General features: G+C 73.8%; 15 protein-coding genes, 1 tRNA gene and 1 pseudogene. 4 read left to right on the forward strand and 13 right to left on the reverse strand.

Going from position 1 to position 17,662, the window contains the following annotated elements; translation table 11 throughout:
- Positions 1-204: 204 nt before the first annotated feature.
- Positions 205-1,182 (reverse strand): PQQ-dependent sugar dehydrogenase, encoded by a 978-nt coding sequence (locus ACI782_RS24045; protein WP_456912635.1) that lies wholly within the window; start codon positions 1,180-1,182, stop codon positions 205-207.
- A 454-nt stretch (positions 1,183-1,636) separates the two neighbouring features.
- On the opposite strand from ACI782_RS24045, the pseudogene ACI782_RS24050 reads away from it, so the two are divergent.
- Positions 1,637-1,855 (forward strand): annotated as a pseudogene (locus ACI782_RS24050) (site-specific integrase); the annotation flags it as partial.
- 205 nt (positions 1,856-2,060) lie between these two features.
- Here the strand turns inward: ACI782_RS24050 and ACI782_RS24055 are convergent.
- A tRNA-Asn gene (locus tag ACI782_RS24055) sits at positions 2,061-2,133 on the reverse strand.
- Positions 2,134-2,270: 137 nt separating this feature from the next.
- Here ACI782_RS24055 and ACI782_RS24060 point away from each other — a divergent pair.
- Positions 2,271-2,531 (forward strand): hypothetical protein, encoded by a 261-nt coding sequence (locus tag ACI782_RS24060; RefSeq protein WP_456912636.1) that lies wholly within the window; start codon positions 2,271-2,273, stop codon positions 2,529-2,531.
- Positions 2,532-2,538: 7 nt separating this feature from the next.
- Here ACI782_RS24060 and ACI782_RS24065 read toward each other — a convergent pair whose 3' ends face one another.
- The 8 genes from ACI782_RS24065 to dusB all read right to left on the reverse strand — a co-directional run bounded on the left by ACI782_RS24065 (position 2,539) and on the right by dusB (position 12,162).
- The gene (locus tag ACI782_RS24065; protein WP_456912637.1) at positions 2,539-3,120 is read right to left on the reverse strand and encodes a hypothetical protein; all 582 of its coding nucleotides are present in this window, start codon (positions 3,118-3,120) and stop codon (positions 2,539-2,541) included.
- A 73-nt stretch (positions 3,121-3,193) separates the two neighbouring features.
- On the reverse strand, positions 3,194-6,031 hold the full coding sequence (gene dnaG, locus ACI782_RS24070; RefSeq protein ID WP_456912638.1) for a DNA primase: 2,838 nt from the start codon (positions 6,029-6,031) through the stop codon (positions 3,194-3,196).
- Complete coding sequence (locus ACI782_RS24075) at positions 6,031-6,543, reverse strand: hypothetical protein (RefSeq protein ID WP_456912639.1); 513 nt, start codon at positions 6,541-6,543, stop codon at positions 6,031-6,033. The genes dnaG and ACI782_RS24075 overlap by 1 nt, the downstream gene beginning before the upstream one ends.
- 14 nt (positions 6,544-6,557) lie before the next feature.
- Entirely contained in the window at positions 6,558-7,187 is a 630-nt protein-coding gene (locus tag ACI782_RS24080; protein WP_456912640.1) for a YdcF family protein, read from the reverse strand.
- A gap of 139 nt (positions 7,188-7,326) precedes the next feature.
- Positions 7,327-10,035 (reverse strand): pyruvate, phosphate dikinase, encoded by a 2,709-nt coding sequence (gene ppdK, locus ACI782_RS24085; RefSeq protein ID WP_456912641.1) that lies wholly within the window; start codon positions 10,033-10,035, stop codon positions 7,327-7,329.
- 133 nt (positions 10,036-10,168) lie between these two features.
- Positions 10,169-10,447: a hypothetical protein gene (locus ACI782_RS24090; RefSeq protein ID WP_456912642.1), complete on the reverse strand. Its 279-nt coding sequence runs from the start codon at positions 10,445-10,447 to the stop codon at positions 10,169-10,171.
- A 90-nt stretch (positions 10,448-10,537) separates the two neighbouring features.
- Positions 10,538-10,984: a hypothetical protein gene (locus ACI782_RS24095; protein WP_456912643.1), complete on the reverse strand. Its 447-nt coding sequence runs from the start codon at positions 10,982-10,984 to the stop codon at positions 10,538-10,540.
- A 5-nt stretch (positions 10,985-10,989) separates the two neighbouring features.
- Entirely contained in the window at positions 10,990-12,162 is a 1,173-nt protein-coding gene (gene dusB, locus ACI782_RS24100) for a tRNA dihydrouridine synthase DusB (RefSeq protein WP_456912644.1), read from the reverse strand.
- A 146-nt stretch (positions 12,163-12,308) separates the two neighbouring features.
- On the opposite strand from dusB, the gene ACI782_RS24105 reads away from it, so the two are divergent.
- Positions 12,309-12,668 carry a DUF6221 family protein gene (locus tag ACI782_RS24105; protein ID WP_456912645.1) on the forward strand — a complete coding sequence of 120 codons (360 nt, stop codon included), beginning with the start codon at positions 12,309-12,311 and terminating at the stop codon, positions 12,666-12,668.
- 15 nt (positions 12,669-12,683) lie between these two features.
- Here the strand turns inward: ACI782_RS24105 and ACI782_RS24110 are convergent, their stop codons facing one another.
- From ACI782_RS24110 to ACI782_RS24120, 3 genes are all read right to left on the reverse strand, one after another.
- The gene (locus ACI782_RS24110; protein WP_456912646.1) at positions 12,684-14,087 is read right to left on the reverse strand and encodes a glycine--tRNA ligase; all 1,404 of its coding nucleotides are present in this window, start codon (positions 14,085-14,087) and stop codon (positions 12,684-12,686) included.
- 157 nt (positions 14,088-14,244) lie between these two features.
- On the reverse strand, positions 14,245-14,541 hold the full coding sequence (locus ACI782_RS24115; protein WP_456912647.1) for an antibiotic biosynthesis monooxygenase family protein: 297 nt from the start codon (positions 14,539-14,541) through the stop codon (positions 14,245-14,247).
- 69 nt (positions 14,542-14,610) lie between these two features.
- Positions 14,611-15,426, reverse strand: coding sequence for a hypothetical protein (locus ACI782_RS24120; protein WP_456912648.1), 816 nt, complete (start codon positions 15,424-15,426; stop codon positions 14,611-14,613).
- Between the two features lie 318 nt (positions 15,427-15,744).
- Here ACI782_RS24120 and ACI782_RS24125 point away from each other — a divergent pair, with 318 nt between their 5' ends.
- A complete protein-coding gene (locus tag ACI782_RS24125) occupies positions 15,745-17,559 on the forward strand; it encodes a protein kinase domain-containing protein (RefSeq protein WP_456912649.1) in 1,815 nt (604 codons plus the stop codon).
- Positions 17,560-17,662 lie beyond the last annotated feature (103 nt).

Genomic DNA, 17,662 nt, shown 5'->3' on the forward strand with positions numbered 1-17,662 from the left:
TCTGGACACGCCAATCAGAAACTCAGCGGCGTTGCCGCATACGCCGAGTCGCTCATGCGGTCAGGCCTGGTGGGAGTCGGAGAGGTGCCCGGGCGTGGCTACGGTGGCTCAGGACATCGGCGCTTGACCGGAGCGCGCCCCACGGGACGGGCACGACCCCGGCGGTGAGGACTGGACGGCAGCCGACCTCCGGCGATCCGGGACTCAGGGAGCCGCCACCGGAAAGCGCACGATCCGGTCGTCGCCGTCGCGCTCCTCGCCCCGGCCGTCGCCGTTGGACGTCGACAGCCACAGTGCTCCGTCGGGGGCCTGCACGACCGTGCGCAGGCGACCGTAGGCACCGTCCAGCTCGGCGCGTGGCTCACCTACGCCGCTCGCCTGCAGCGGCACCACCCACAGCCGCTCCCCGGCGAGCGCGGCAACGTAGAGCGTGTCGCCAATGACGACCGCGCCGGAGGGAGAGGCCTCCGCCGTCTCCCACACGACCAGCGGGTTGGTGAGCCGGCCGCCGTCGGTGTCGCCCTCGCCTTCGACGTCGGGCCAGCCGTAGTTGCCGCCGGGCTCGATGAGGTTGACCTCGTCGAAGGCGTTCTGACCGAACTCGGTGGCCCACAGCCGACCCGTGCCGTCCCAGGCCAGGCCCTGTACGTTGCGGTGCCCGAGGCTGTAGACCGGGGAGCCGGGCGTCGGGTTGTCCGGCGGCACGGAGCCGTCCGGGCGCAGCCGCAGGATCTTGCCGTTGGGGTCGTCGGGGTCTTGGGCGGCATCCCGGTCGCCGGCGTCACCCGTGGCGACGTAGAGCTGCCCGTCGGGGCCGAAGGCGATGCGCCCACCGTTGTGGACGTTCGCCGCGTCGATGCCCGCCAGCACCACCTCGGCGTCGGCCGGCGCGTCGAGCCGGAAGCGGACGACGCGGTTGTCCTCGTCGGTGGTGAGGTAGGCGTACACCCAGGGGTCCTCGTCGTGATCGGGGGGCACGGCGAGTCCGAGCAGGCCACCCTCGCCGCGCGCCGCGACGTCCGCGAGCACCGCCACCTGGGCCGGCTGCCCGCCGTCCGGGGGCAACCGCAGGACGCGCCCGTCGTCCCGCTCGGCCACCAGAGCCGAGCCGTCCGGGAGGAAGGCGATCCCCCACGGGACGTTGAGCCCGGTCACCAACTCCTGCGGCGCGCCGAGGTCCACCCGTGGGACGGCGGCCGGCGGCGGTCCACCGGTCGACGGGGACGCGGGCGGCACGGCAGGCGTGCCGCTGGCATCCGCCCGATCATCGTCGGCGCCGCACCCGGCGACCAGCACGGCGGCGAGGACGAGGGCCCCGGAAGCGCGCCGCGGCGAAGACGGGGACGGGCCGGAACCACGGGATGACTTCGGATCGTCGTGCACAGCGTCATGGTGCGCCGTGGCGCGTGGAACCGTGACCGCCCGGGTGCTACGGCTCGAGGGAAGCCACAGGTCCGTGCAGACCGGCTCGGCGGCACACCTGGCAGGCGGCGACCGCATGGGTGTCCGGGGCAGCGGTATCCGGTCGTCGACCGCTCGGCGAGACCTCCCGGGAGGACGACGAGAACCGGACCGCTGACGCGGACACCGCCTCCGCAGCCCGCAGGGCCGACTACACGACCCGAACAACACCAGCGGCGACCTGCGCCAGGTCCTCGACCGGGCCAGCCTCGACTGGGTCACCTCACACGTCTTCAGCAAGACCGTCGCCACCCGGCTGGACGAGGCAGGCCTGTCCGCCCGGCAGATCGCCGACCACCTCGGCCACACCCGGCCCAGCCTCACCCAGGACGTCTACATGGGCCGCCGGCTCGCCGGCCCCGAAGCAGCCGCCGCCCTGCAGCGCTCGCTGTAACAGCGAGCTCGAAATCCGGGGCACAGGCCCGCTCTGTTCGCCGCCACTCCCCCGCGGCCGCGAAGCCCCCGGCCGTTGTCGTGCCGTGCTCCCGGGACGCCCTACCAAGGGTCACGCCGCGCTGCGCGGGAGGGAGTTTGTTGGTCGTCCGTTGGTCCTTGGTAGATCAACTACCAACTCGGTAGGTCCCTGACCAGCGGGTTTGCTCCCCCGATTGGACTCGAACCAATAACCCTGCGATTAACAGTCGCATGCTCTGCCAATTGAGCTACGGGGGATCGGCGGGTCGGACCCGCGCAGGGACCACAGTACCCGACGCCGTCCGGGGACCCGTGGAGGGGGCTTCGCGTCGCGCGTCACAGGGGACCCGGTTACCGTGATCATCCGCTGCCCTGACTCAGCAGGAGGTCCCCCCGTGGCGAAGTTGTCCTTCCTTGCCGGCTTGGGTGCCGGGTACGTGCTCGGCGCGAAGGCCGGGCGGGAGCGCTACGAGCAGATCCGCAAGGCGTGGGAGAACGCCAAGGACAACCCGCAGCTGCAGGGCGTGGCCGGCATGGCCCAGGCCCGCGCCGACGCGGTGGTCAACTCCGTCAAGGCCCGCATGGGCCGCGACACCTCGACCGACCGCCCGACCGGGCCGACTGCGCCGGGGCCGGTCCCCCCGCCGCGGGCCTGACCGCCGGTCAGACCACCTGGTCCGCGGCGACCGCCTCGGCCAGCTTCTCGCGCGCGACCTCCCGGGCGACCGGGTCGCTGCGGTCGACGTCGTCGTCGAACACGACCGTCCACTCGCGGGCGGCCTGACCGGGTAGCCGCCGGGCGACCAGCACGACTCCCCCGCCGCCGGGCAGCGGGGCCCGCCGGCTGGCGACCACCGTCTGGTCCACCCGCCGCCGGACGACGGCCGGCAGGTCGCCCGCGTCGGCCAGCGCGTGCCGCTCCACGGGCAGCCGCGCCTGCACCCCGGGCTCGACCTCGGTGAGCGCGGCGACTTCGAACCGGCCCCCGCCGTCGTCGGTCGCCGTCCACCGGGCCGAGGCCACCTCGTGCCACGGCAGGACGGCGACGCCGCCGGCCTCGGTCAGGGGCAGGTCCGCCGGGACGCGGCGCAGGCCGCGGGAGGTCGCCACCAGCCAGCCCTGCTCGCGCACCAGCACGCCCCAGGCCAGCACCCGCTCGTCGGGGTCGGCCGAGGCCAGCACGACGGCGCGGACTGGCTCCGGCGGCCGGGTCACCCGCCGCCGGAGCCGGTCCAACAGGCTCACGACGTCTCCTCGCCGGCGCTCGTCGACGACGCTCGCCGCGCTACCACGGCCACTGGTGAGCCCGCGAGTGCGCTCACTTCGCGAGCCCGCCCATCGCCCGCTGGCGCAGCGAGATCGCCTGCTGCTCGAGCGCCATCAGCTGGCTGAACGCGCGCATGTACTCGTCGCCGGCCTCCACCGGGTTCATCCGCTGCAGCCGGCCCTTGAGCGCGGTCACCTGGCGGACGGTGTGCATCTCCTCCAGCCGGGCCAGCACCGCGTTCACGTATCCGGCGTCGGCCTCTCCCACCGACCGCATCGGCTCGACGGCCAGCGCGGTGAGCTGGGCGCGGGCGCTCTCGCTGGTGCAGTGCGCCGCGATCTCGTCCAGCCACGCCGGACCGGTCACCCGGGTCGCGGCCGCTCCCCCGGCCCCGGCGACCGCGCCGGCCACCGCGGCGAGGTCGGGGTCGGTGTAGGCCTCCACCGGGATCGCGTCGAACGACGGCCCGGCGAGCTCGGGCACCTGGAGGGCGGCCTTCACCGCTTCGCGCTCGACGGCGACCGCGATCTCGTCCGGCGACCGCTTCGGCGTCCGGACACGGCCGCGGGACGGACCGCGGGAGGCGCCGTCGTCCCCGGTCAGCCGGCGCACCCGCTCGAGCACCTCGGCCTCGTCGGTGTTGCCGATCATCCCGGCCAGCTGGCGGGCGTAGGCCGGCCGCAGGGCGTGGTCCTTGATCTGCGCGACCAGCGGCACCGTCTTCTCCAGCGCGGCGACCCGCCCCTCGACGGTGTCGAGGTCGTAGCCGGCCAGGGTCGTCTTCAGCACGAAGGCGATCAGCGGCGTCCGCCGGGCGACGAGGTCGCGGACGGCGGCGTCCCCGTGCGCCTGTCGCAGTTCGCACGGGTCCCGGCCGTCGGGCTCGACCGCGACGAAGGTCTGCCCGACGAAGCGCTGGTCCTCGGCGAAGGTCTTCATCGCCGCGTTCTGCCCGGCCGCGTCGCCGTCGAAGGTGTAGACGACCTCGCCGCGGAACTCGTCCTGGTCCATGAGCAGCCGGCGCAGCACGCTGATGTGCTCGGGGCCGAACGCCGTGCCGCAGGAGGCCACCGCCGTCGTCACGCCGGCCAGGTGGCAGGCCATGACGTCGGTGTAGCCCTCGACGACGACCGCCTGGTGCCGGCGGGCGATGTCCCGCTTGGCCCGGTCGATGCCGTAGAGGACGGTGCTCTTCTTGTAGAGCGGGGTCTCCGGGGTGTTGAGGTACTTCGGGCCGGGGTCGTCGTCCATCAGCTTGCGCGCGCCGAAGCCGATGACGTCGCCGGTGATGTCGCGGATCGGCCAGACCAGCCGGCGGTGGAACCGGTCGATCAGCGACCCGCGGGAGGACTCCTTGGCCAGCCCGGCGGTGACCAGCTCCTGCTGGGTGAAGCCCTTGCCGCGCAGGTGGCGGGTCAGGGCGTCCCAGCCGCCGGGGGCGAAGCCGCAGCCGTAGTCGAGCGCCACCTGCCGGTCGAAGCCGCGGTCGGCGAGGAACTGGCGGGCCGGCGCTGCGTCGGGCGTGCCGAGCTGCTCGGCGTAGAACACCGCGGCCGCGGTGTTGGCCGCGACCAGCCGGGCCCGCTGTCCGGCCTGCTCCCGGGACGGCGCCCCGGTGGGGCGGCCGCCGTCGTCCTCGTAGTGCAGCTCGACGTTGGCCCGCCCGGCCAGCAGCTCGACCGCCTCGCCGAACGACAGGTGGTCGATCTGCTGGATGAAGGAGATGACGTCTCCGCCGACTCCGCAGCCAAAGCAGTTCCCGGTGAGGATGTCGTCCTCGAGCGTGAAAGCGTGCGTGCCGGGCACCTCGGCGCAGTAGACCTCTTCGACCCGGTCCGACCACTCGACCGACCGGACGACCCAACGCTTGCGCTCGTACTCCTTGCGATCGGCCAGGATCCGCTCCCGGTGGTGACCGCGGAGGAAGAACGAATCCGGCAGTCCCTCGGTCATGAAGCGGACGTTGTAGATGTCGCTCATGACGCCGTCGATGCCGAGGCGGTTCTGCTTGGCCACCCCGTACGTACCGATACCGAGCCGAGTGCACAGAGTGCGGACGTACTCCAGGTCGTCGACGCGGGCTGAGTCCAGGATGGCGTGGCCGTCCTCCGCGACGCAGCCGTCGGCGGCGAAGTATCCGGCCAGCCAGCCGAGGAGGTAGGAGGCGTCCTCGTCGAGGGAGGGTCGCTCGTCCTTGACGTAGGCCGGCAGTCCGTAGCAGCGCGTTCCACGCTCGTCCGACCACGATCGGCAGCCGTCGAGGTAGGACGCGAGTCCACCGTCCTCCTCCCCGCACAGGACTGCGATGGAACCAGCTCCGGCTCGCGTCCCATCGCCGTAGGCCAGCCCTCGCGCGACCCCGAACGGCGAGGGCTTCGTCGCTGGGTTCAGGACTCGGCTCATCGGGAACGACGGCGACAACTGGTCGCCCGGGAAGAGGTCCTTGGTGAGCTTCTCCCGCCTGTTCTGCCGCAACCTCCCCGAGGGGACGAACCAGCGGTGCTCGTCGGTCGCGTGGATGACCTTGGTCCGACCATTGCGGGTCAACGTCACAGCCATCAGCCGCTGGACGCCGTACGACCGGAACGGCGCCTCGACCCAGCCGCCGTCACCGTTGAGGACTCGAACCGTCGTCCCCGCCAACTCGCGGATCGGGACGACCCCGTCCTCCGTCAGGACCCCGGTCTCCCCCGCCAGGCAGTGGTAGAGCCCGCGACTGGGCGTCACGTGGAAGGACGGCGACTTCTCGTCGTGGAACGGGCACAGGCCCTTGAGGCTGCCCCCACCCGCGCGCTTGAGCTGCAGGTGCTCGCCGACGATCTCGTCGATCTTGCTCCGCTCCCGGATCAGCGCGATGTCGGCGGCCCGGATGCGTCCCCGCCCGGCCATCAGCTGCCTCCTGCCGCCGCCGCGCCACCGGCGATCGCGGCCGTCGCCGCCGCCTGGTCGCGGCGGCTCATGACCAGTGCCAGCCACAGCAGGAAGACCTGGTGGTCCAGCGGCAGAGACGCGTCGGCGGTCAGCGTCGGCCGCGGCGACCACCCGCCCGTCGTCCCGGTCTCGGCGAGCACCCGGCCGCCGGAGACGTAGCGGTAGCCGCCCTTCCAGCGGGAGACCACCTCCGCCTGCAGCGGCGTCCCCTCGAGGTCGGCCTCCCAGGTGCCCTTCCAGAACGACGTCTGCCGGGCCCGGAGCCGGACGGCGTCCTCCGGGTCGGCCGCCCACCGGCCGGTGAGCTCACGCTTGCGCTTCGCGAGCACCCACTCGCGGTCGCCGACGACGGCCGTGGCCGCCTCCTTCCAGTTCGAGGCCCGCAGCGTGGCGACGACGACGTCGTCGCGCAGCACGGGCAGCACGCCCTTCTCGGTGCCGGCCGTGCCGGCCTTGCCCAGTTCGAGCACGGCTCCTCCCCTGCTCAGCCGATCCCCGGCGCGCCGGCGACGCTCTCGCCGGTCGCGCGGTAGAGCAGGTAGGCCGCCGTCTCGCGGAGGATGTAGCGGAACTGCGTGGTGCGGGTCTGCACCGCCGGACCCTGCCGGGTCGGCGAGCTCTCCGCGGCGATGCCGGCGTCCTCCGCCATCCGCTCGGCGCGCATCGCGTGCCACGGATCGGTCACCAGGACCGCCGACCTCCAGCCGCGCTCGTCGAACGCCGCGCCCACCGCGCGCATGCTCTCCAGCGTGTCCACGCCCTCCTCCACCGGGAGCAGCGCGTCCCCCGGGACGCCGGACTGTGCCAGGTAGTCGGCGCCGGCCTCGGCCTCGGTGAACTGGTCACCGGCCGCCTTGCCGCCGACGGTCACGATCACCGGCGCGACGCCGTCCTCGTACAGCTGCAGGGCGTGCTCCAGCCGGGCCTCGAAGATCGACGACGGGACGCCGTTGTACTGCGCCGAGCCCAGCACCACGATCGCGTCGGACGACGGCCGGGCGTCCTGCCGCGCCGTGTACCAGATGGCCGTCGCCGTGGAGACGACCAGCAGGAAGAACGCCAGCACGAGGGCGCCGGCCACCCGGCCGATCAGGCTCCCTGCGCGCACCCCCACGCGTCATGGGTACCACGCGGGGCTGTCCGGATGAGGCGGATGGGGACGGTGTGCCGCTCCCCGTCCGCGGGGCCGGCGTTTCCCGCGCGGTGCCGCCGCTGCAGCGCCGGCGACGCGCGAGGAACGCACGCAACCGGCTTCAGGAGCCGACGTGCTCGGCCCCCAGCGCGGCCCGGCCGGCCTCCAGCCGGGCGACCGGCACCCGGAACGGCGAGCAGGACACGTAGTCCAGCCCCACCTCGTGGAAGAAGTGCACCGAGTCCGGGTCGCCGCCGTGCTCGCCGCAGATGCCGAGCTTGAGGTCCGGACGGCCGGCGCGGCCCCGCTCGACGGCGATCTCCACCAGCCGGCCGACGCCCGGCCGGTCGATCGACTCGAACGGCGAGACGCCGAAGATCCCCTTGTCCAGGTAGGCGTGGAAGAACGCCGCCTCGACGTCGTCCCGGGAGAAGCCCCAGGTCATCTGGGTGAGGTCGTTGGTGCCGAAGGAGAAGAACTCGGCGGACTGCGCGATCTCCTCGGCGGTGAGCGCCGCGCGCGGCACCTCGATCATCGTGCCGATGAGCGGGCGCAGGTCGACCCCGTGGTCCGCGCAGACCTCGGCGACGACCCGCTCGGCCTCCTCGCGGATCGCCTCGAGCTCCTGCACCGCGCCGACCAGCGGGATCATGATCTCCGGCCGCGGGTCGCCGCCGGCCTTGACGCGCTCGCAGGCGGCCACGGCGATCGCCCGCACCTGCATGGCGAACAGGCCGGGCACGACCAGCCCGAGCCGCACGCCGCGCAGGCCCAGCATCGGGTTCTGCTCGTGCATCCGCCGCACCGCGGCGAGCAGCCGCAACTGCCCCTCGTCGTGGTGCCCCTCGGCCTCGGCCACCGCCACCCGCACCGAGAGGTCGGTGAGGTCGGGGAGGAACTCGTGCAGCGGCGGGTCGAGCAGCCGGATCGTCACCGGCAGGCCGTCCATCGCCTCGAGGATCGCGACGAAGTCGCCCTTCTGCAGCGGCTCCAGCGCGTCGAGCGCCGCCTGCCGGTCGTCGTCCCCCTCGGCGAGGATCAGCTTCTCCACCAGCTGCCGCCGGTCGCCGAGGAACATGTGCTCGGTCCGGCACAGGCCGATGCCGTGGGCGCCGAACCGCCGGGCGCGCGCGGCGTCCTCCGGGGTGTCGGCGTTGGTCCGCACGTCCATCCGCCGTCGGGAGTCGGCGTGGGTGAGGACGCGGTGCACGCTGCGCACCAGGTCCTCCGCGTCGGCGGACTCCGGGTCGATCTCGCCCTCGAAGTACCGGACGGCGGACGACGGCTCGACCGGCACCTCGCCCAGCCACACGCGGCCGGTCGACCCGTCGATGGAGATGACGTCGCCCTCGTCGACGACCGTGCCGTCGGGCGCGGTGAACTGCCGGGCCTTGGTGTCGACCTGCAGCTCCTCGGCGCCGCAGACACAGGTCTTGCCCATGCCGCGGGCGACGACGGCGGCGTGCGAGGTCTTGCCGCCGCGGCTGGTGAGCACGCCCTGGGCGGCGATCATCCCGGAGAGGTCGTCGGGGTTGGTCTCCCGGCGGACCAGGACCACCTTCTCCCCGCGGCCCGCCCACTCGACGGCGGTCTCGGAGGAGAACACGGCCTTGCCGACCGCCGCCCCCGGGGAGGCGTTCATGCCCTGGGTGAGCTGCTGGGCGTCCCCGCCGGAGACGAACCGCGGGAACATCAGCTGGGCGAGCTGGTCGCCGGTGACCCGGCGGACCGCCTCGTCCATGTCGATGAGGCCCTCGTCGACCAGCTGGGTCGCGATCCGGAACGCCGCAGCCGCCGTCCGCTTGCCGACGCGGGTCTGCAGCATCCAGAGCTTGTTGCGCTCGATGGTGAACTCGATGTCGCACAGGTCCCGGTAGTGCGACTCGAGCGTGGCCATGACGTCGAGCAGCTCCCGGTAGGCGCCCTCGTCGATCCGCTCCAGCTCGGTCAGCGGCACGGTGTTCCGGATGCCGGCCACGACGTCCTCGCCCTGGGCGTTCTGCAGGTAGTCGCCGTAGACGCCCTGCTCGCCGCTGCCGGGGTCGCGGGTGAAGGCCACGCCGGTGCCGGAGTCCATGCCGAGGTTGCCGAAGACCATGGCGACGACGTTGACCGCGGTACCGGCGTCGCCCGGGATGCGCTCGCGCCGGCGGTAGAGGATCGCCCGCTCGGAGTTCCACGAGTCGAAGACGGCGTTGATCGCCAGGTCCAGCTGCTCGCGCGGGTCCTGCGGGAAGTCCCGGTCGGTGTGCTCGGCGACGATCGCCTTGAACCGGCCCACGACGTCGGCCAGGTGCCCGGCGTCCAGGTCGAGGTCGAGCTCGGTGCCCTGCTCGCGCTTGACCGCGTCGAGCGCCTCGTCGAAGTGCTCGCCGTCGATCCCCAGCACCGTCTTGCCGAACATCTGGATGAGCCGGCGGTAGGAGTCCCAGGCGAAGCGCTCGCTGCCCGACTGCGCCGCGAGCCCGCGCACCGAGTCGTCGTTGAGACCGACGTTGAGGACGGTCTCCATCATCCCGGGCATCGAGGCCGCCGCCCCGGAGCGGACCGAGACCAGCAGCGGGTCACCCGGGTCGCCGAGGGTCTTGCCCATCGCCTTCTCCAGCGCCGTCAGGTGCTCGGTCACCTGGTCGGCGAGTGCCGGCGGGGTGCTGCCGTGCTGCAGGTAGTAGCGGCAGGCGTCGGTGGTGATGGTGAACCCGGGGGGCACCGGCAGCCCGAGGTTGGTCATCTCGGCGAGGTTGGCACCCTTGCCGCCGAGCAGGTCCTTCTGGTCCTTGTTGCCCTCGCTGAAGTCGTAGACCCAGGTGGTCTGCCCGGTTCCGCCCACCGCGCACCTCCGTGCTCGTCGCCGGCCGCCGTCCCGAGAAGACGTCTCATACGTCTCGGGGGTGGGCTGATGGTGTCCGATGCCGGGGAGGCACGCCAGCCCCATGCGGCGGCCGACGGCGCGGTTCAGCGAGTCAGGCGACGATCACGAAGCCGATGACGGCGAACAGCAGGGTCACCACCACCACGACGGTCCCCACGACGAGGCCGGTGCGGTTCGGCGGGGACGGCGGCGGTGAGACGTAGTCGGGGAACCCGGAGGCGTACTGCGGGAGCGGCTGCTCCTGAGGCGCGTACTGCGGCTGCGGGACGAACGCCACCTGTCCGGGGAACCCGACCTGGGTCGGCGCGGCCGGCGGCGGGGCCACCCCGGCCGGGACGACGGGCGCGGGCTGGTGGGGTGGCTGCGACAACGCGGGGGTCCTCTCAGGCGGGCTGCCCGACGTCGGCGCGGGCGGCGTCATGGTGGCAGGCCCACCCCGGCCTGAGAAGGAATCGGATCCTCAGCCGGCGGAGGTGCCGCAGACGCGGGCGCCGTCCTCGCTGACCACCGTCAACGTCGTGGTGCTGCCGTCGGTCCACTGCACGTCGACCCGCTGCACCGGCTCGCCGTCCTGCTCGCCCTCGGTGGTGCCGACGACCTCGCCGTCCCCGCCGGTCGCGTAGACGCCGGGGACCTCCTCGGGCGCGAGCCGGGCCCGCTCGACGTCGCAGAGCAGCCCGTAGGCGGTCTCGACGTCGTCCGCGGCGAGCGCGTCCAGGAAGACGCCGGTGACCTCCCGCGACTGTTCCTCCGGGCTGCCCTTGACCAGCGGCAGCCCCAGCGCCATCGCGACCGCGACCAGCACGGTGCCACCGAGGATCGCCAGGATCAGGCCGCGCGCCGACCGCGGGGTGCCGGTGTGCAGCGGCGCGGGGTCGTCGTCGTAGAGGTAGGGGCCCTGGGTCATGGCGCTCACCCCCCGCTCACGCTCAGCTCGGCCCCGGCCGGCGGTCGGGGGTCGTCGCGGTCGTCGAGCCAGCCCGGCGGCAGCGCGACCGGACGGGGCGGGCTGGTGCGCCCGCGCGGCCCGCCGAGCACCGCCGTCGGGTAGGGCTGGTCGGGGATGCCGGCCAGCAGCCCGCCCAGCTCGTCCAGGGAGCTGACCATCGCCAGCGCGCGGCGGACGTCGGAGCCGACCGAGAAGCCCTTGAGGTACCAGGCGACGTGCTTGCGAAAGTCGGTGCAGCCGTGCAGCTCGCCCTGCTCCTCGGACAGCAGCTCGGCGTGCCGGTACATGACCGTGGCGACCTCCCGGAACGTGGGCAGCGCCCGCCGGGTCTCCCCCGCGAAGGCCGCGGCCAGGTCGCCGAACAGCCACGGCCGGCCCAGGCACCCCCGGCCGATGACGACGCCGGCGCACCCGGTCTCGGCGACCATGCGCAGCGCGTCGTCGGCCTCCCAGATGTCGCCGTTGCCGAGCACCGGGATGTCGACGGCCTCGACCAGCCGGGCGATCGGCGCCCAGTCGGCGGTGCCGCTGTAGAGCTGGTCGGCGGTGCGCCCGTGCAGGGTGATCGCCGCGGCCCCCTCGTCCTGGGCGATCCGCCCGGCGTCGAGGTGGGTGACGTGGTCGGCGTCGATGCCGATGCGGGTCTTGACGGTGACCGGCACGTCGCCGGCGGCCCGGACCGCGGCTCGCACGATGTCGCGGAAGAGCACCCGCCGCCACGGCAGCGCCGACCCCCCGCCCTTGCGCGTCACCTTGGGGACCGGGCAGCCGAAGTTGAGGTCGACGTGCGCCGGGTGGGTGCCGGCCACGCCCTCGTCCACGAGCATCTCCACCGCGCGGCCGACGGTCGCCGGGTCGACGCCGTAGAGCTGCACGGAGAAGGCGTCCTTCTCGTCGGGCGTCGCGCGCACCATCTGCAGCGTCTTCTCGTTGCGCTCGACCAGCGCCCGCGTGGTGATCATCTCGCAGACGTAGAGGCCGGCCCCGAACTCGCGGCACAGCGTGCGGAACGCCGGGTTGGTGATGCCGGCCATCGGCGCGAGCACGACGGCGGGGTCGACGGTGAGCGCGCCCAGGCGCAGCGGAGCGGGGCCCGTCCCGGTGGACGGACCCCGCTCAAGCACGCTGCTGCTCACCCCACCAGGGTAGGCGGCGGGGTGGGCTGCCCCGACCCCCCGCGGGGTGGCGGCCCCGAGCACCCTGGGAGTCGGCCTCGGGTCGGGGCAGCATGACCGCCGTGCGCACCCCTCCGGGGCCCCACTCCGACACCGAGGACCAGGCGATGAGCGATCTCGCGACCTTCCTGCTGGCCCGCATCGCGGAGGACGAGGCGGTGGCCGTGCAGCTCGCCGACCTCTGGGCCAAGGCCTACTACGCCGCCGGCCCGGACGCCCTCGCCCCCGGCGTGCGGGAGGGCGTGGACGCCGTGTTCGCCGCGGCCCACGCCGGGCCAGCCCGGATCAGGACCGAGATCCACATCAAGCGCCGACTGGTCGAGCTGTGCACGTCCCGGCTCCAGGGGGCCCCGTCGTCCGACGCCGACGGGGAGCACCCGCACGGCCCGGAGGACCTGCAGGTCCTCCGGCTGCTCGCCCTGCCCTACGTCGGCCACCCGGACTACCGGACGGCGTGGTTGCCCTGAGGCGCCGCCCGCTGCTCAGCAGACGGGGAGGCGGGCCTTCAGGTAGCCCTCGACCTGGTCGAGGGAGATCCGCTCCTGGCTCATCGAGTCCCGCTCGCGCACGGTCACCGCGTCGTCCTGGAGGGTGTCGAAGTCCACGGTGAGGCAGAACGGCGTGCCGATCTCGTCCTGCCGCCGGTACCGGCGGCCGATGGCGCCGGCGTCGTCGAAGTCGACGTTCCAGTTCTGCCGCAGGGTCGCGGCGAGGTCGCGCGCCTTGGGCGAGAGGTCGGCGTTGCGCGACAGCGGCAGGACGGCGGCCTTGACCGGCGCCAGCCGCGGGTCCAGCCGCAGCACCGTGCGGGTGTCGACGCCGCCCTTGGCGTTGGGCGCCTCGTCCTCCGAGTAGGCCTCGATGAGGAAGGCCATCAGTGAGCGGGTCAGGCCGGCGGCCGGCTCGATGACGTACGGCGTCCAGCGGCTGTTGGAGCCCTGGTCGAAGTAGGTGAGGTCGGCGCCGGAGTGCTCCGAGTGGGTCTTCAGGTCGAAGTCGGTGCGGTTGGCGATGCCCTCCAGCTCACCCCACTCCGAGCCCTGGAAGCCGAAGCGGTACTCGATGTCGACGGTGCGCGTCGAGTAGTGCGACAGCTTCTCCTTCGGGTGCTCGTAGTGCCGCAGGTTGTCGCGGGCGATGCCGAGGTCGACGTACCAGCGGGTGCGCTCGTCGATCCAGTACTGGTGCCACGCCTCGTCGGTGCCCGGCTCGACGAAGAACTCCATCTCCATCTGCTCGAACTCGCGGGTGCGGAAGATGAAGTTGCCCGGGGTGATCTCGTTGCGGAACGACTTGCCGATCTGGCCGATGCCGAACGGCGGCTTCTTCCGCGCCGCGCCCATGACGTTGGCGAAGTTGACGAAGATGCCCTGCGCGGTCTCCGGGCGCAGGTAGTGCAGGCCGGACTCGTCCTCGACCGGGCCGAGGAACGTCTTGAGCATCATGTTGAAGTCGCGCGGCTCGGTCCACGCGCCCTTGGTGCCGCAGTTCGGGCAGGTGATGTCGGCCAGGCCGTTCTCCGGTGCCCGGCCCTTCCGCGCCTCGAACTCCTCCTCGAGGTGGTCGGCGCGGAACCGCTTGTGGCAGTTCTGGCACTCGGTCAGCGGGTCGGTGAAGACGCCGACGTGACCGGAGGCGACCCACGTCTGCCGCGGCAGGATCACCGAGGAGTCCAGTCCGACGATGTCGTCGCGGCTCTGGACGACGGTCCGCCACCACTGCCGCTTGATGTTCTCCTTGAGCTCGACGCCGAGGGGCCCGTAGTCCCAGGCGGAGCGGGTGCCGCCGTAGATCTCACCCGACGGGAAGACGAAGCCCCGTCGCTTGCAGAGGTTCACCACCTTGTCGAGGCGGGCGGGGTCGTGCTTGGCGGTGCTCTCGCTCACGGCGGGGGGCTCCATCCGGCTGGCGGTCGGCGGGTTGACCCGTCCACGGTAGTTGGCCGCTCCCGACCGCCCGGCGGCGCACCGGCCGGCCCCTCCACCTGCGGGTGCTCGTGCCCTGCCCACGATGCCGGGCAGAGCACGAGCACCCGCGGACCCCTCAGGCCGGGCGGCCGGCGTCCTCGCCCGGCAGGTAGACCCCCGGCTCGTCGAGGGCGTGCACCCACACCGGGGCGCCGGCGATCTTGACCTCGGCCGCCGACAGCGCCCGGCGGTAGGCGCCGACGCCGTCCCAGCGGGTCACCAGCGCCCACAGCCCCGGGTCGTCGGCGGACCGGCCCAGCTCGCCGTCCCGGAACCCTGGCCGCGCGGCGAGTGCGGCCAGCAGCGTCCCGACGTCGGCGGCCAGGGCGCCGGCGTCCTCCCCCGACACCCGCAGGCGGGTCACCGCGAACACGCCGGCGATCGTCGCAGACGCGACGGACGGCCGGCCCCCGCCCCCGGGCGCCGGCCGTCCGGGCGCCCGTCAGGCGAAGTTGCAGACGGTCAGGGAGGAGTCGACCCACACCTGGACCGACTGGGTGCCGCCGTTCCCCAACTGCAGCGTGAAGGTCGCGATGTCGACGTCGTTGGCGGCGTCGTACTCGAGCGTGTCGATCGACCCGTCGGCGATCGTCTCGCCGCCCAGGGTCTGGGTGATGAAGTAGCCCACGAGGTAGTCCTGCGGGGACAGGTCGGTGCCCTGGGACCCCTCGGTCGCCGCCTGCTGCAGGTCGGGGCAGGTCAGCGCCCACACGCCGGCCGGGTCGAGCTGGGCCATTCCTGCCATCCAGGTGAAGGCGACGTCGGAGGAACCCGGGATCTGCCCGGCGTCCGACCCGCCGGACGGCGCCTCCGCCGTCTCCGAGCTCATGCCGCCACCGGGGTTGCTGCCCGCACCGCCGGGGATGCTCACCGGACCGGAGGGCTCCATCTCCATCTCGGGCGCGGCGCTTGGCTCGCTGCTGGCGGAGGTGGTCGTGGCCGTCGTCGCCTCGGCCGCGGTGGCCGCGCCGTCGTCGTCCCGGAGGAGGAAGAACAGCAGCACACCGACGCCGGCGAGGACGACGACCAGCGCGGCCACCAGCCACGGCACCGGGCTCTTCTTCCGCGGCGGCTGCCCGTGGCCGCCGCCGGGACCGAAGGGACCACCAGGACCCGGCTGCCCGTACTGGCCTGGCTGGCCGTAGGGGCCGGCCTGCCCGTACGGACCGGCCTGCCCGGGCTGGCCGTAGGGGCCCGGCGAGCCGTACGGGCCGGGCTGGCCGTACTGACCGCCGTACTGACCTGGAGGCTGGCTCATCGTGCTTCTCTCGTCCGTCGCGGGAGGGCGCGCGAGGGGCGCCCGGGCGGTCCGGGCCGGGCCCGGGGCACGTGCAAGCTAGTGACGGCGGGTCCGCCCGCCTACCGGATTGCTCGCGACGCGCGGTCACAGCTCCGTCACGACGACCGGCGGCTCCGACCGCCGGCAGGCGCCGCCCCGGCAGGCTGTCCGAGGTCACACCCGTCTGCGGCGACGCCGCTGGTCGTCGGTCGCACGCGTCCCTAGACTCCGCCGACGTCCGCGCGGGCGCCGGCAGCGAGCAGCGCCTCCGCAGCGGCGCACGGAGGGGCACACACGGTGGATCTGGAACAGTTCGGCGCCTACCGCATCGAGGCACTGCTCGGCCGGGGCGGGATGGGCGAGGTCTACCGGGCGTACGACACCGAGCACGACCGGGTGGTCGCGCTGAAGGTCCTCTCCGAGCACCTGGCCGCCGACGCCGGCTACCGCGAGCGGTTCCGCCGCGAGGCGCACCTGGCCGCCCGGCTCAACGAGCCGCACATCGTGCCCATCCACCGGTACGGCGAGATCGACGGCCGGCTGTTCCTCGACATGCGGCTGGTGCCCGGCCGCGACGTCGCCGCGGTGCTCGCCGAGGAGGGCCCGATGGCGCCGGCCCGCGCCGTGTCGGTCATCAGCCAGACCGCCCGCGCCCTGGACTCCGCGCACGCCGACGGCCTGGTCCACCGCGACGTGAAGCCGTCGAACATCCTGCTCACCGGACAGGGGGACGACGAGTTCGTCTACCTCGTCGACTTCGGCATCGCCCGCTCGACGTCGGACTCGACCGGCCCGTCGCTCACCCAGACCGGCGCCGCGCTGGGCTCGTTCGACTACATGGCGCCCGAGCGGTTCCTGGAGAGGCCGATCGACCGCCGGGTCGACGTCTACGCGCTGGCCTGCGTGCTGTTCGAGTGTCTCACCGGCCGCCGGCCGTTCACCGGCGACGGGCTGGCCACCCTGATGTTCGCCCACCTCAACAACGAGGCCCCGGTGCCGTCGGAGCTGCGGCCGGGGCTGCCCCCGGGGCTGGACGCCGTCGTCCGCAGGGGCCTGGCCAAGGACCCCGACCAGCGGTACGCCACCTGCGGCGAGCTGGCCGCCGCCGCTCGGGCCGCACTCACGGAGTCGGGGGTCACCCCGCAGCACGTGCCCGCCGCTCCCCCGACGGCGATCACCCCGATGCCGTTCGTGCCGGAGACGGTCGGCTTCTCCAACCCCGGTGCGCCCAGCGGCTTCGCCCAGCCCTACCCCACGACCACGGGGGGCTACGGGCCGCCGTCCGACCCCGGCGTCCCCACCGGCTACGGCCCGCCGTCGAACCCCGGCGTCCCCACCGGCTACGGCCCGCCGTCCAACCCCGGAGCGCCCACCGGCTACGGCGTCTCCGCGGGCTTCCCGCCGCCCGGGAGCCCCGGCGGGTACCCGCCGGCCGGCGCCCCTGGGGGGTACCCGCCGGCCGGCGCCCCTGGGGGGAAGAAACCGAACCGCCTGGCGCTGGTCCTCGGCGGAGTGGCCGTGCTGCTGGTGCTGGTCGTCGTCGCGGTCGTCGCGCTCACCGCCGGCGGCGGCAGCGACGACCCCGACGGCCCCACGGCCGCCCCGACCACGACCACGGCCGCCGCGCCCACCCCCTCGCCGTCGGCCGAGGCCCACCCCGAGGAGACGCTGCTCGCCGTCCTCCCCCGGGTCTACGACGGCGACGACTGCCGCACCCTGGACCCCGCCGGCGACGGCGACGTCGCCGCGGTCGGCTGCGGGGCGGCGCCCACCCAGCCGGGCCCGCAGGTGTCCAACTTCTTCCTCTACGAGGACGGCGACGCCGTCGACGACGTCTTCCTCGCCGACATCCAGGGGCAGGGCCTCACCGAGGTGGCGGCGCTCGGCGACTGCGCCACGACCCAGGGCTACCACGACTACACGATCGACGACCGGCCCGCCGGCCGCGTCGCCTGCTTCGTCACCGCCGAGAACGCCGCCATCATCGTGTGGACGCAGGAGGACGTCGCCGTGGAGGGCTTCATCAGCATCCCGGGCGGCGGGACCGAGGGCCTCACCACGCTCTGGACCTGGTGGAACGACCCGAACAACAGCGACTTCGTCACCGAGTGAGCGTGGGGGGGGGGGGGGGGGGGGGGGGGGGGGGGGGGGGGGCGGGGGGGGGGGGGGGGGGGGGGGGGGGGGGGGGGGGGGGGGGGGGGGGGGGGGCGGGGGG

This window comes from Geodermatophilus sp. SYSU D00703 (genome assembly GCF_054050155.1).

Excerpts from the sequence above, each read along its gene's own strand:
- ACI782_RS24095 (WP_456912643.1), bottom strand. The coding sequence starts at position 10,984 with ATGACCCAGGGCCCCTACCTCTACGACGACGACCCCGCGCCGCTGCAC.
- ACI782_RS24105 (WP_456912645.1), top strand. The coding sequence starts at position 12,309 with ATGAGCGATCTCGCGACCTTCCTGCTGGCCCGCATCGCGGAGGACGAG.
- ACI782_RS24120 (WP_456912648.1), bottom strand. The coding sequence starts at position 15,426 with ATGAGCCAGCCTCCAGGTCAGTACGGCGGTCAGTACGGCCAGCCCGGC.
- dnaG (WP_456912638.1), bottom strand. The coding sequence starts at position 6,031 with ATGGCCGGGCGGGGACGCATCCGGGCCGCCGACATCGCGCTGATCCGG.